Origin of the sequence: Streptomyces wedmorensis, from assembly GCF_000716445.1 — a bacterium.
In the GTDB taxonomy this organism is placed as follows: domain Bacteria; phylum Actinomycetota; class Actinomycetes; order Streptomycetales; family Streptomycetaceae; genus Streptomyces; species Streptomyces wedmorensis.
This window is the reverse complement of record NZ_JNWK01000020.1, coordinates 1-13,510: the sequence shown is the minus strand read 5'-3', so window position 1 is coordinate 13,510 and position 13,510 is coordinate 1. Positions and strand designations below refer to the sequence as shown.

At 73.7% G+C, this 13,510-nt stretch carries 10 protein-coding genes; 3 read left to right on the top strand and 7 right to left on the bottom strand.

Going from position 1 to position 13,510, the window contains the following annotated elements; translation table 11 throughout:
* Window positions 1–3: 3 nt before the first annotated feature.
* The 6 genes from asnB to OO54_RS17500 form a co-directional block, all read right to left on the bottom strand.
* The gene (gene asnB, locus OO54_RS17525) at window positions 4–1,941 is read right to left on the bottom strand and encodes an asparagine synthase (glutamine-hydrolyzing) (RefSeq protein ID WP_033204182.1); all 1,938 of its coding nucleotides are present in this window, start codon (window positions 1,939–1,941) and stop codon (window positions 4–6) included.
* A gap of 3 nt (window positions 1,942–1,944) precedes the next feature.
* Window positions 1,945–3,465 (bottom strand): Wzz/FepE/Etk N-terminal domain-containing protein, encoded by a 1,521-nt coding sequence (locus OO54_RS17520; RefSeq protein WP_033204180.1) that lies wholly within the window; start codon window positions 3,463–3,465, stop codon window positions 1,945–1,947.
* Complete coding sequence (locus OO54_RS17515) at window positions 3,462–4,868, bottom strand: Wzz/FepE/Etk N-terminal domain-containing protein (protein WP_033204178.1); 1,407 nt, start codon at window positions 4,866–4,868, stop codon at window positions 3,462–3,464. The genes OO54_RS17520 and OO54_RS17515 overlap by 4 nt, the downstream gene beginning before the upstream one ends.
* Entirely contained in the window at window positions 4,865–6,124 is a 1,260-nt protein-coding gene (locus OO54_RS17510; RefSeq protein ID WP_078905237.1) for a glycosyltransferase family 4 protein, read from the bottom strand. Before OO54_RS17510 ends, OO54_RS17515 begins: the two co-directional genes overlap by 4 nt.
* Window positions 6,114–7,430, bottom strand: coding sequence for a nucleotide sugar dehydrogenase (locus OO54_RS17505; protein ID WP_033204175.1), 1,317 nt, complete (start codon window positions 7,428–7,430; stop codon window positions 6,114–6,116). Before OO54_RS17505 ends, OO54_RS17510 begins: the two co-directional genes overlap by 11 nt.
* Window positions 7,431–7,503: 73 nt before the next feature.
* Window positions 7,504–8,982, bottom strand: a complete 1,479-nt coding sequence (locus OO54_RS17500) for a sugar transferase (RefSeq protein WP_033204174.1) — start codon at window positions 8,980–8,982, stop codon at window positions 7,504–7,506.
* A gap of 763 nt (window positions 8,983–9,745) precedes the next feature.
* Here OO54_RS17500 and OO54_RS17495 point away from each other — a divergent pair.
* From OO54_RS17495 to OO54_RS42440, 3 genes are all read left to right on the top strand, one after another.
* Window positions 9,746–10,222 carry a hypothetical protein gene (locus tag OO54_RS17495; protein WP_033204172.1) on the top strand — a complete coding sequence of 159 codons (477 nt, stop codon included), beginning with the start codon at window positions 9,746–9,748 and terminating at the stop codon, window positions 10,220–10,222.
* Between the two features lie 112 nt (window positions 10,223–10,334).
* Window positions 10,335–10,928 (top strand): RNA polymerase sigma factor, encoded by a 594-nt coding sequence (locus OO54_RS17490; protein ID WP_033204170.1) that lies wholly within the window; start codon window positions 10,335–10,337, stop codon window positions 10,926–10,928.
* Window positions 10,929–10,931: 3 nt separating this feature from the next.
* Window positions 10,932–11,843 carry a hypothetical protein gene (locus OO54_RS42440; protein ID WP_051787004.1) on the top strand — a complete coding sequence of 304 codons (912 nt, stop codon included), beginning with the start codon at window positions 10,932–10,934 and terminating at the stop codon, window positions 11,841–11,843.
* A 103-nt stretch (window positions 11,844–11,946) separates the two neighbouring features.
* Here the strand turns inward: OO54_RS42440 and OO54_RS17480 are convergent, their stop codons facing one another.
* Window positions 11,947–13,206 carry an SLC13 family permease gene (locus OO54_RS17480; protein WP_267888975.1) on the bottom strand — a complete coding sequence of 420 codons (1,260 nt, stop codon included), beginning with the start codon at window positions 13,204–13,206 and terminating at the stop codon, window positions 11,947–11,949.
* Between the last annotated feature and the right edge of the window lie 304 nt (window positions 13,207–13,510).

Below are 13,510 nucleotides of genomic sequence, written 5' to 3'. Positions count from 1 at the left end.
TCTCTACGCCGTCGTCGAGGGGGAGTTCTGGCCGGACCCGGCGGTCGCGCCGCGGTACCAGTACTCGAGGGTCAGCACATGCCACAGATGCTTGGAGTAGTCCCGGTGCCCGGCGGCGTCCTCGGCGACCATGCGCGCCAGCGCGTCACGGCGCAGGAGCCCGGAGTTGACGAGCACGCCGTCGTGCACCACCTCGCGCACCAGCGGTGCCAGGTCCCGGCTCATCCAGGCCCGCAGCGGGGCGCTGAACAGGCCCTTGGGCCGGTACACGATCTCCCGGGGCAGGATCGAGGTGGCCGCCTCCTTGAGGACGGCCTTGCCCTGCCGTCCGACGATCTTGCGGTCGCCGGGCACGGCGAACGCCGCCTTCACCACCTCGACGTCCACGTACGGCACCCGCACCTCGGTCGACGCGGCCATGCTCGACCGGTCCGTGTAGGCGAGGTTCAGGCCCGGCAGGAACATCCGGGCGTCGCCCAGGCACATGCGGTTGACGAAGTCGTCGAGGTCGTTGTCCTCGTAGACGTCCGCGTGCTCGGTCAGCACGTCGTCGACCGTGCCGGCCAGGTCCGGATCGACCAGGGCCAGCAGCTCCTCCTGGTCGTACATGGTGTAACTGCGCCGGAACGCGGTCTCCTCCGGCAGATCCGCGAAGGACAGGAACCGCTTCGCGAACCGCACCGACCGGTACCCGCGGCGGGCCGAGGCGACCGGCAGCCGGTCTACGGCGGCGGACAGACCGCGCCGCAGCGGCCGCGGGACGCGCTGGTAGCGCAGCGCCAGCAGGTTGGCCAGGTGCTTGCGGTAGCCGGCGAACAGCTCGTCGGCGCCCATCCCCGAGAGCATCACCTTGACCCCGGCCTCCCGGGCGGCCGAGCAGATCAGGAACGTGTTGATCGCGGCGGGGTCGCCGATCGGCTCGTCCAGGTGGTACGTCATCCGCGGCAGCAGGTCGAGCACGTCCGGAGCGATCTCGATCTCGTGCAGGTCGACGCCGAACCGCTCGGCCACCTGCCGGGCGTAGCGCAGGTCGTCCGGCATCGCCTCGAACCGGGCGTCCTCGGCCCGGAACCCGATCGTGTAGGCCGAGATCCCCGGCCGGTCGCGGGCCGCCAGCGCGGTCAGATAGCTGGAGTCGAGACCGCCGGAGAGGAACGTCGCCACGGGCACGTCGGACAGCAGATGGCGCCGGGTCGACTCCGCGACGACGGCGGCCAGGTCCGGCAGCTCGCCGCTCCGGGCCCGCTCCCGCCCCTCGGCGGCGACGTCCTTCAGGTTCCAGAACCGGCCGCGCTCCACCCGTCCGTCGGGCCGGCAGCGGAGCCAGGTCCCCGGCGGCAGCTTCTCCGCCTCGCGGAACGCGCACCGCGAGTCCGGCACCCAGTAGTAGAGGAGCGAGGCCACCAGCGCCGCGTGGTCCACCTCCAGCTTCCCGCCGGTCACGGCGGCGAGCGCCTTGAGCTCGGAGGCGAACACCAGCCCCTCGCCGCGCCGGAGCAGGAACAGCGGCTTGATGCCGAGCTGGTCACGCGCGAGCACCAGGTCGCCGGTCCGCTCGTCGAAGATCCCGAAGGCGAACATGCCGCGCAGCCGGGGCAGGCAGTCCGTGCCCCAGCGCCGCCAGGCCTCGAGGACCACCTCGGTGTCGGAGGTGCCGCGGAAGCGCACCCCGGCGGCCGCCAGTTCGGCACGCAGCTCCGGCGCGTTGTACAGCTCCCCGTTGTACGTCAGGACGAGGCCGCCCGAGACCATCGGCTGGGCGCCCGTCTCGGACAGGTCGACGATGGCCAGCCGGCGGTGCCCCAGGTGCACCTCGCCGTCGCCGACGGGATGGCCGTACCGGCCCGCCGCGTCCGGACCGCGGTGGGCGAGGGTGTCGGTGAGCCGGTCGGCCACGACCTTCCCGTCCGGCCAACGGTACGTGCCTGCGATGCCACACATGTCTTACCGATCCTCCTGGTCGCTGTCCGATCCCCGCGCCGCCCACATCGGCAGCCGTTCCGCCCGCCGCCGCTCCGACCCGTTCTGCCGGACCGGCGGCTCGCTCCGGCCGCGCGCCGCGGTCCGCGCCCCGTCCCACAACGTGCCGTCGGTCCGGTCACGCGGATCGGGGTCGACCAGCACCACGCCGAGCACCGTGATGTGCTGGTCCGCGAGCTGCCGGGCCACCGTGTGCAGCCACGCGGCACTGCCGTGTCCGGCACGCACGACGAGCACGGTCCGCGTGCCGAGGTACCGGAGGTCCGTCCACGCCGCGCCGGGCGCCACCGAGCCGACGCCGAGCCGGCGCTCCTGACGCGACACGGTCGCGGCACGCTCGCCGCCGACGACGGCCGGGTCTCCCGGCGCCGGCCGGCGGTCGGCGAGCCGCCGGCCCGGCAGACCGTCGACGACGGTCAGCGGCCCGTCCGCCGCCAGCGCCCTGGCGAAGTCCAGGGCAAGCTCGCTCGCGCCGCGCTCACAGCCCAGTTCGAGCAGCGACACGGGTTCCGCGGAGCCGCGTACGGTACGGGCCAGGGACGCGGCGAGCCGTTCGCGCGCCGCCCGGGCCCGCCGGCGCGGCCACGGTCCGGCCGGCCGGTGCGGCAGCTCCGCGACGACCGACGCGCCGAGGTTCGCCGCGATGTCCCGGCGCAGCACCGGCCGGTCCGCCACCACCGTGCCGACCGCGGCCACCGCGAGCCCGAGGACCAGCCCGAGGACGAGCCCGAGCCCGGCCTGGGTCGCGGCGGTCCTGGGCAGGGAGTGCCGTATTGGGCGCGGGGCGTCCACGATCTGCGTACCGGCGACGAGCCGGGGCGTGCCGATCCTCGCCTCCGCGGCGCGCTGGTCGAAGTCGGCGATCCGCGAGGTGAGTTCGGCTCGGCGGGCGAACAGCGACTCCAGGTCCGCCGACACCTTCGGCCCGCTCTGCGCCGACGCGCCCCCGATCGTCGTGTTGACCTGGGCCAGTTCCTCCCGCATCCGGTCGCGCTGGTCGAGCAGAGCCTTGGCCTCGGCGTCCGCGGCCTCCCGTATCCGCCGCACGTGGTCCGCGACGAACGCGTCGGCCAGCGCCCCGGCGCGCGCCACCGCCTCCGCGTCGGTCTCGCCCGACACGTCGATCCGCAGCAGGTTGTTGGTCAGACCCGTGCCCGCGTAGTCCTTCATGAAGTCCTCCGGCTTCACCGGGGACTTCAGGGCCCGCAGGGCCTGGTCGGCGATCCGGGTGGTCTGCAGCAGCGCGACGTCGGTGCGGATCAGCGTCCCGGGGTCGTTCGGCTGGTCCTCCTGGTGCGCGACCAGCACCTTCGTCACCGCGGTGGGCGGCGGCGGCAGCAGGACCGCCAGCGCCGCGCCGACGAGCAGTCCGAGGAGCGCCAGGGACCCCCAGAGGCGGCGCCGCCCGCGCACCGCCACCACCAGCGCCTGAAGGTCGAGGAGCGGAGCGGCGCCGGACGGCTCCGGTGTCGTACGTGTCGTCACTCCGCACCTCCCGTCGTGCCGTCGGCCCCCGCGAACGCCGCCGCGACGGCGGGCCGGGAAGGCTCGGCCGACCGCACCGCACCCGCCGCGACCGTGCCGGCGAGGACGACGCCGACGACCTCGTGCCCGGCGTCCGCGCACGCCTCGGAGATGCCGGAGAGCTCCGCCGAGGTCCAGCTGCCCGCGCTGAGCACGACCAGGGCCCCGGACTCGTCGCCGTGGTCCGGCACCAGCGGCTGGGACGTCGACACGCCCACGACCCGCAGCGCGGGGGAGTCGCCGCCCGAAGCGCCCGGAGCCGGATCGCCCCCGGCCTCGGCGGCGAGCTGCCCGGCGGCCCGGAGGGCGATCCGGTCGCCGTCCGGGACGACGACCAGCAGCCGCCGGCCGGCCGGCAGCCGGTCCCGGAGGCGGGCGTACAGCCGCCGGTAGCGGATCCGCCGGCTGGCCTCGTCGCCCGACGTACGCGGCGCCGGCATGTCCCACCGGGTGTCGACGCCGAGCAGCCGGCGCAGCAGGTACCGCGGGCCACGGCCCTCCGACCGGTGCGCGTGCCGTTCGGCGGGTACGTCGACGGTGCCGAGGAGCACCGAGCCGAGCGCCGCGGCGATCTCCGCCTCGCCGCGCAGCCGGCGACTCATCCGCGCCGCGGTGAGGTGGCCGACGACCGTCAGCAGGAACGACAGCAGCGCCCCGCCGACGACGAGCTGCGTCCTCGTCGGCGGCGCCTCGCCGGCCGGCCGGGCCGCCGGGCCCATGACGACCATGTTGGCCTTGTTGGACTTGCCGGACGCCGGGTCGGCCTGGTCCAGCTTGTCGATGGCCTCCCGCAGCGCGGTGCGCAGCTTCTCGAGCTCGGTGCGGGTCTGCACGCTCTCCACGGTCCGCCCCGGGTCGGCCGAGTCGGCCAGCTCGGTGATGCGGCGGTTGGTCTGCACGACCATCTGCCGCAGCGTCTCGAGCCGCGCCGCCGCCTCGGGGTCGGTGTTGTCGCCCACGATCCGGGTGGCGAAGCCGACGAACTGCACGGCCACCTGGTCGGCGAGGCGCTGTGCGCGCTCCGGGGTCTCGGCCGTGCCGGAGATCCTGATGATGTTCCCGTCGGCGACCTTGGCGGTCACCCGTTCCCGCAGTTCGCGGCCGTCGACGCCCGCCCAGCCGAGGGTGGCGGCGACGCGGTCGACCACCACCGAACTGGTCGCGATCTCCGCCTGCGTCAGCAGCTCGCGCTCCTCCCACGCGCCCGGCAGCAGTACCGACGCCGACGTCGTGTAGCGCGGGGGAAGCAGCAGCGAGGTGCCGTAGCCGACGAGCGCGCCCACCAGGACGAGGAGGGTGAGGAGCCGTCGGCGCCGACGGATAATCCGCCCGATCGTGACCAGGCGTATCGTGTCATCGCTCAACGACGAGGCCCCGTCCCTGCCTCGTTCGGGCCGGCCGCGGCGGCGCGGTCGCGGCAGGCTGCGGCGTAGGCGGCGAGCAGCGACCGCTGGGAGTTCCGCCAGGAGAGCGGCCCGCTGATCCGCTCCCGGCCGGTCTCGCCCATCCGGGCCCGCTGCTCCGGATCGTCGAGGAGCAGCGCGATGAGCTTGGCGAACTCGGCCTCGTCGTTCGGGGGCGCGTACACGGCGGCGTCGCCGGCGGAGACCCGCGCCTCCCGGAGGTCGAACGACACGATGGGCCGGCCCATGACCATGTACTCCAGGACCTTGTTCATCGTCGACACGTCGTTGAGCGGGTTGTGCGGGTCGGGGGAGAGGCACACGTCCGCGGTGGACAGGTAGCGGACCAGGTCGGCGTCCGGAACGCGCCCGGTGAACTGCACCTGCTCCGACAGGCCGAGCCGCCGGGACAGGTCCACCATCGCGTCGAAGGTGTCGCCGCCGCCAACGAACACCGCGTGCCAGTCGCTCCGCCCGACCTCGTCGCGCAGCTTCGCGAGCGCCCGCAACGCGTAGTCGACGCCGTCCTGCGGTCCCATGACGCCGAGGTAGCACAGCAGATGGGGCTTGCCGCGCTTCAACTCCGGTTCGGGCGGCACCGGGTGGAACCGCTCGATGTCGGGCGCGCTGCGCACCACGAACACGTCCTCGGGCCGCCGGCCGCCACGGCGCACCGCGACGTCCCGGTAGCTCTCGTTCGTGGCGAGCACGATGTCCGCGGCCCGGTAGGTCCGCCGCTCCAGCGCGCACACGGCGCGGTAGAGCAGGTCCTTGCCGCGGTCGAACCGGGAGAGGTACAGCTCGGGCACCAGGTCGTGCTGGTCGAAGACGAACCGCGCCCCCTGCCGCTTCATCCACAGCGCCGGCAGGAACAGCAGGTCCGGCGGGTTGCAGGCGTGCACCACGTCGACCGGGCCGACCTTCCGGGCCAGCCGGACGGTGTGCCACAACGCCGAGCCGTACTCCCGCAGATAGCCGGCCGGACCTCCGGTGGCCGCGCGCAACGGGTAGCGGTGGATCCGCACCCCGTCGATCTCCACCTCCGACTCCGTGTCCCGCTTGCTGCCCTTGGGGCAGATGACGTGGACCTCCCAGCCCGCGTCGCGCAGCGTCGTGCACTCCTGCCACACCCGCCGGTCGAACGGCACCGACAGGTTCTCCACCAGGATCAGCGCGCGCCGGCCGGGCCGGTCGGCACTGGTCTCTTCACCAAGCAAGGCCCACGTACCCAGGTTCGGCCCGGCGCGCGTCCGCGTCGGGGAGATGGATGAGGTCGATGATCACCGGGCCGTCCCCGTGGGGCAGTGCCGACAGCACGGCCGGATCCCTGGTCCCGACCAGGCACACCTCGGCGTGCTTGAGCACGTCGTCGACGGAGTCCGCGAGGAGCTGCGCGAGGTGCGGCAGCCGGGTCTCGATGTACTCGCGGTTCGCGCCGATCAGCCGGGACAGGCTCACGTTGGCGTCGTGGATCCGCAGGTCGTACCCCTTGCCGAACAGCCTCTCCGCCAGCTCGACGAGCGGGCTCTCGCGGAGGTCGTCGGTGCCGGGCTTGAAGGACAGCCCGAACAGGCCCACCCGGCGCTTGCCGGTGCGCTCGACCAGCTCCACCGCGCGCTGCAGATGGTCGGCGTTGGACGCCAGCACGTGCGCGAGGATGGGCACCGAGACGTCGGCCCGCTGCGCCGCGTGCACCAGGCTGCGCAGGTCCTTGGGCAGGCAGGAGCCGCCGAAGGCGAAGCCGGGCCGCAGGTAGGCGGGGCTGATGTTCAGCTTGCGGTCGGCGAGGAACACGTCCATCACCTGGTGCGAGTCCACCCCGAGTGCCTGGCAGACGGCTCCCAGCTCGTTCGCGAAGCCGATCTTGAGGCCGTGGAACGCGTTGTCCGCGTACTTGATCGCCTCGGCCGTCGGGACCGGCACCCGGAACACCTCGCCGGGCAGGCCTTCGTACAGCGCCGCCACCACGTCGCCGCTGCCCGCGTCCAGCTCGCCGATGACGGTCTTGGGCGGGTCGAAGAAGTCCCGCACGCTCGTGCCCTCGCGCAGGAACTCCGGGTTGACCGCGACCCCGACGTCCACCCCGGCCGTGCCGCCGACGAACTTCTCCAGGATCGGGACCAGCAGGTTCAGGCAGGTGCCCGGGAGCATGGTGCTGCGGAACACCACGGTGTGCCGCCCGCCCCGCTCGGCCAGCGCGGCGCCGATCTCCTCGGTGACCCGCTCCAAGTACGTGGTGCACAGGCTGCCGTTGGGCTCCGACGGCGTGCCCACGCAGATCAGCGACACCTCACTGTCCATGATCGCCTCACGGACGTCGTCGGTGGCGCGTAAGGCTCCGCTCCGCACGACTTCGGCGACGAGCTCGCCGATCCCCTCCTCGACCACCGGGGCCTTGCCGTCGTTGACCAGGTCGACCTTCACCCGGTTGACGTCCACCCCGACCACCTGGTGGCCCATGCTGGCCAGGCACGCGGCCGACACGCAGCCCACGTAACCGAGCCCGAAAACGCTGACCTTCATGCCCCGTTCCTCCCCCCAGGCAGGCCCTCAGGGCCTGCGGTCCACGAGCCGGCCGTACGATCGCTGCCGCGCATCAGTAGGCCCCCTGCCCGTACAGCACCGCGCGTAGCGTCTTCCACAAGATCACCGCGTCCAGTGCGAGCGACCAGTCCTCCACGTACCGCAGGTCGAGCCGGACGGCCTCCTCCCACGGCAGGTCGCTGCGTCCGCTGATCTGCCACAGGCCGGTGAGCCCGGGCTTGACGAGCAGTCGCCGCCGGATGTCCGGGCCGTAGGCGGCGCACTCCTCGGGTAACGGAGGCCGCGGGCCGACGAGCGACATCGATCCGGTGAGGACGTTGAAGAGCTGCGGGAGCTCGTCGATCGAGTACCGGCGCAGCACCGCCCCCACCCGGGTCACCCGAGGGTCCCGGCGGAGCTTGAACAGCAGGCCCGCGCCCTCGTTGCGGTCGGCCAGCTCGGCGCGCGCCCGGTCGGCCCCGGCGACCATGGTGCGGAACTTGAGGATGGTGAACTCGCGGCCGTCCTTGCCGACCCGGCGTTGGCGGTAGACCGCCCCGCCCCGGCTCTCCGTCATCACCAGCAGCGCGACGACCACCATCAGCGGCGCGAACAGCAGCAGCAGGACCGCCGCGCCCAGCCGGTCGACGACCCCCTTGACCGACCGGCGGCCCCCGGTGAAGGAGGGCATGCTGACCCGCAGCAGCGGGATCCCGAGCACCGCGTCGACGTGCAGCCGCGGGCCGGCCACCTCCATCAGCACGGGGGCCACGACCATCTCGGCGTCGCTGCCCTCCAGGTTCCAGGCCAGCCGCTGCAGCCGGTGCGGTGACCAGTGCGGGTCCGGCGTGACCGCGACGACGCGGTAGCCGTCGCGGCGGATGTGGTTGGCGACGTCCGTCAGCCGGCCGACGACCGGCACGCCGTCCAGCTGGTCGCCTTCGGGTCCGAGTCCGTCCTCCGTGCACACCGCGTCCACCCGCCACCCGAGGTGCGGGAACTTCCGCGTCCGGGTGATCAGGTCGCGCACGGTGGCCGGGCTCCCGGCGGCGAGCACCGGGCGCAGACAGCGTCCCTCCTTCCGCTGCTTGTGCAGCCAGAGGCGCAGCAGGTAGCGCGTCGTCATGGTGACGACCGCTATCGCGGGGATCGCGACGAAGATCCAGAGTTTGATGTTGCGTGAGGTCAGGGCTATCCCGCCGAGGGCGAGCGCGACGGTCGCCATGAAGAGGGAGCGCCCCAGCCTGCGGAACTCCTCGGCGCCCTGGCCGAGCACGGCGGGCGCCCACGCCCGGCTCACCGCCAGCATCGCCAGCACCAGCAGCTCGGTGCCGAACGCGAGTATGCCCCACTTCTCGTGCCAGTTGGCCGCGTCCCGCGCCCCGAAGAACTCGCCGATCGCCGCCACCACGAACGCGGTGGCCACGGTGTCGCTGACGATGACGGTACGGCGGTACCGCTGCTCCCAGTCGCTCGTGGTCCGGCTGATCTCCCCGTCCGCCAGACGCCCGCGCGCCGACGGAAGCGGGCTGACTACTCCCCCTTGCCGCACAGAACCCCCCAGGTCCCCAGTGGTCCGACGTGTTCGCCCACCACGGCTCCCGCCCCGGAAGGCCCCCGCCTCCCGCATACGGAATACCGGCTATTGCAGACTTACTGGAACAATCCACCCTGGCGACGGCAGAGTCGCCCGCCCGGCCGGACTCTCGAGATGCGTGACGGCCCGCCGAATCCCCCGGGCGCTCCCCACGCCCGAGGCCCCCTCGCGGGCTCAGGAATCCATCGCCCCTACGTCTGGCGCAGGGGACGAGACTGCTGGTTCTCCGTAGTGCCGGACGTAAAGATCATTTTGGTCGCCTCGTGTCCGATCAGCTGAAGCATGGTCAATCTAGAGCATCGAAAGGGGTATGGAGAGGGGGTGTGTGTAATTTGTGCGTAAGGTTTGGGACTTGACCCGCAGGCCGGTCGCGGCCTGGTTGAAGGGTCGAGTAACTGGTATGGAACCAGGGCGTGTTGATGATCGCTGAAGCCCGCGTTCCGCACCCTCGCGCGGCAGGTGACGGCGCCCGAAGCCCGTCGTTCCGGGCCCCGGGGGCACCCTCCCGCCGCGGTGCGCGGATCACCGCCCCGGCGTGCGGCCCCCTCGTCGGCCGCGCGGGACCGACCGGAAACCGACGTCGCCGACAGGGGGGGCGAGGGGTGCTCGACCGGCCATTGTGACCAGCGTCACGTCGCCCGCCCGTGATGTTCGCGGGGGCGGATCCGCTGGATCATCCGGCGAATCCCGCCGCTTCGATGGGGAAGGGTGGTCAGCGATGGACCGCGAATGCGTGGCGTTGTGCGCGGCAGACATGGGCCGGCACGCGTCCGAGTTCGTCGACGGGGTGGCCGCGCGCGGGAGGCTGCCGCTCGACTACTCGGCGGGGAGCCTGCGGCTGGTGGACCGGCTGATCGACGGCCTGCGCAGGGGCGGGGCGGGCCGGGAGCAGGTCGCCGGGCCGCTGAGGGGACTCGGGGCGTACGTGGGTGAGGTCCTGGTGCGGGAGGTCGGGGCGGTGTGGGTGGACCTGCCGCCGGGCCACATGCTGCGGTCCGTCTTCGCGCACCCGGTGGGGGTGAGGACGCCGGACGGACGGGTGTGGAACCCCCTCGGCCGCACCGTGAACCGCTTCGAGATAGGGCCCGGCGAGTCGCTCCAGACGTACTTCCTCACCCTGCACGGGTGGCGGTCGTCGCGGACGCGCCGGGGTCCGGTCCGCAGACCCGGCGGAGTTCCGGGACAGGGGCGCTGACGATTCGACAGGGTGTTCGCACGGACCTGTTGATCGTCTGACAGGATGTACGCCCTACGGCTCCACGGCGAGGCCCGGAGTCCGCGTGTGTACGGTTCGTGAAGAGGGTCGGGTGGGCGAGGGAACGGGAGACGCGCCCACCGCGGCACACGGCCGGGATCGCGACGCGGAACTCGGCGCGGCGGTCGAACGGGCCCGGCACGGCGACGAGGACGCCTTCGCGCGGGCCTACCGGATCGTCCACCCCGGGCTCCTCGGGTACCTGCGGGGAATCGTCGGCGAGGACGCCGAGGACGTGGCCTCCGAGGCGTGGCTGGAGATAGCCCGGGACCTCGGCAGGTTCCGCGGCGACGGCGCGGGCTTCCGCGGCTGGACCGCGACCATCGCCCGCCACCGGGCCCTCGACCACCTCCGGCGCGTACGGTCGCGGCCCCGCCCCACCGGGATCGAACAGGACGTGCTGGACCTCCCCGCCCAGGGCGACGCGGCCGGCGAGGCCCTCGACGCCCTGTCGACGCGGCACGCGCTGGCCCTCGTCGCCGGGCTGCCCCGGGACCAGGCCGAGGCCGTACTCCTGCGGGTCGTCGTCGGCCTCGACGGACCGACCGCCGCCCGGGTCCTCGGAAAACGTCCCGGTGCGGTACGGTCCGCCGCACACAGGGGATTGAAGCGTCTGGCGAAGCAACTCAAGGGGAGAGGGAGGTGACGGATGTCCGACGACCACGGGTACGGCGCGCTGGAACGGTCACTGCGGGCCGCGCTCGGCGCACCCACCGCCACCACCGGTGACCCCGCCCGCCCCGCCCCCGACGACGCGAGCGACGTGCCGGGCGGTGCTCCGGCGTCGAGCGACGCCCCGGCGCCGAGCGGAAGCGGCGTGCCGAGCGGTGCTCCCGCCCCGAGCGAGGGCCCGACGGCTCGGGCGGCGGGGGCCGAGGCGGATGCCCTGGCCGCGTTCCGGGCCGCCCGTGACGCGGGTCTGCACGCCTCACGGGAGACGCGTCGGCGCGACGACTGGACCCCCGCCACCGACCGGCGGCGTCCGAGACGGCCCCTCAAGACGGCCGTGGCCGCGCTGTTCGCCAGTGCCACGCTGGGTGGCGTGGCCGTCGCCGGCGGCGGCCTCGGCGACTTGCCGGGAACCCACACCCCGAGCCCCGAACCACGTCCCGCCGGTGTCCTGCCCGCACCGACGCGCGTTCCCGGCAAGGCCGGATCGACGTCGCCCGGACCGCCGGAGACCAGCACCCCCATCTACCCGGAGGGCCACCACGCGCCGCCGCCCGACGCCCACCGCGAGGCCCTGTGCCACGCGTTCGAGAAGGGCGGCAAGCAGGGCCGGGGCCAGGGCACCGGGAAGGGCAAGGGCGGCGACGCGGTCCCGCCGCCGGCCGCGTGGCGGCGGCTGGTGGACGCGGCCGGAGGCGAGGACCGTGTGCCCGCCTTCTGCGGCCGCGATCAGCGGCCCGGCCAGGCCCCGCCGGCCGGCGCCCGGCCGAAGGACGGCACCGGTCGGGACGCCTCTTCGTCCGACTCGGGCGACCCTCCGAACGGGCGGGCGGCGACCGGTCCCGACGGCCCGGCGGCTCGCCCGTCCCCACCCGCTTCGCGCAACGAGTGAGTCCGCGCCGGCCGTGCGTGCCGGTTCCGCACCGGGAAACCAGGGCCGCCCGGCCCTGCGGCGCCATGCCGCGGGCCCGGACGGGTCGCCGGGCCGACCCCGGTCACACGCCCATGAGCAGCAGTGAGGCCCACAGGGCGACGGTCGAGGCGAGCAGGGCGGCGGGGACCGTCAGGAGGCCGAGGCGGGTGAACTCGCCGAGGGACACGGGGTGTCCGTGGTCGTGGGCGACGCGGCGCCAGAGGAGGGTGGCGAGGGACCCGGCATAGGTGAGGTTGGGGCCGATGTTCACGCCGAGCAGCACCGCGAGCACCGAGCCCGGACCCGAGGCGGCCGCCAGCGGGACCAGGGCCAGGGTGGCGGGCAGGTTGTTGATCAGGTTGGCGAGGAGCGCGGCGAGCAGGGCGGTGCCGAGCAGGGCGGGCAGCGAGGTGCCGTCGGGCAGGACGTGGGCGAGAGCCGACCCGAGGCCGTTGTCGACGACCGCCCGGACGACGACGCCGAGCCCCAGGACGAACGCGAGGAACGGCAGCGACGCCGAGCGGACGAGGGCCCGAGGAGTCGTACGGCGATGGGCCAGGGCGTGCACGGCCAGGACGGCGGCGCCCGCCGCCGCCGCCCACGCCGGGTCCAGGCCGGTGGCCGACGCGACGCCGAATCCGGCGAGCGTCGCGGCCACGGTGCACAGCGCGAAGAGCGGGAACGGGGCGGCGGCCGGTGGCTCGGCGGGAGCGGCCGGCTCGGCGAGGTCGCGGGCGAAGAAACGCCGGAAGGCCACGTACTCGACCGCGATGGCCGCGAGCCAGGGGAGCAGCATCAGCAGCGCGAACCGGGTGAAGCCGACGCCGGCGGCCGTGAAGGCCAGCAGGTTGGTCAGGTTCGAGACCGGCAGCAGCAGCGAGGCCGTGTTGGACAGGTGCGCGCTCGCGTACACATGAGGTCCGGGACGGGCTCCCATCCGGGCGGTGGTCGCGAAGACCACCGGGGTCAGCAGGACGACGGTCGCGTCCAGGCTCAGCACGGCGGTGATCAGCGAGGCGAGCGCGAAGACGGCCCCGAGCAGCCGCTGGGGTCGGCGGCGCGCCCGGCGTGCCATCCATGAGCCGCAGGCGCGGAAGAGCCCTTCGTCGTCACAGAGCCTGGCGAGGACGAGCACCGCCGCCAGGAAGCCGATCACCGGTCCCAGTCGCTCCGCCTCCTCGCGTACGGCCGCGGGCGTGACCGCGCCCACGGCGAGGACGGCCCCGGCGGCGGGCACCGCGAAGGCGGCCTCGGGCAGGCGGAACGGTCGGGCGACGGCGCAGACCAGCACCACGACCAGGGCGAGAACGGACACGAGCGCGACGAGCATGCGTTCGATGATCCAGGTCGGCCGCGGCGCCGGGCCGCCCGGGGGCCCCGTGCGGCAGGGGCTGACGTCACGTCGGACGGAAGTGTCCGCGGAACCCTTGTGGCCTCGGCGTTCATCAATAAAATGTCACACACCATACAAGGGAGTCCATTCATGGCCCACGAGCAAGCCTCCGTGACCCGCGCCCACCCCTGGCACGGGATCATGGTCGCCACCGCCCTCCCCTTCCGCGGCGACGGCTCCGTCGACCACGACGCCTACGCCGAGCACGTGGCCTGGCTGATCGCCAACGGCTGCGACGGGGTCGTCCCGAACG

Coding starts and splice junctions, on each gene's coding strand:
- asnB (WP_033204182.1), bottom strand. CDS start 1,941: ATGTGTGGCATCGCAGGCACGTACCGTTGGCCGGACGGGAAGGTCGTG.
- OO54_RS17505 (WP_033204175.1), bottom strand. CDS start 7,430: ATGAAGGTCAGCGTTTTCGGGCTCGGTTACGTGGGCTGCGTGTCGGCC.
- OO54_RS17495 (WP_033204172.1), top strand. CDS start 9,746: ATGGACCGCGAATGCGTGGCGTTGTGCGCGGCAGACATGGGCCGGCAC.
- OO54_RS42440 (WP_051787004.1), top strand. CDS start 10,932: ATGTCCGACGACCACGGGTACGGCGCGCTGGAACGGTCACTGCGGGCC.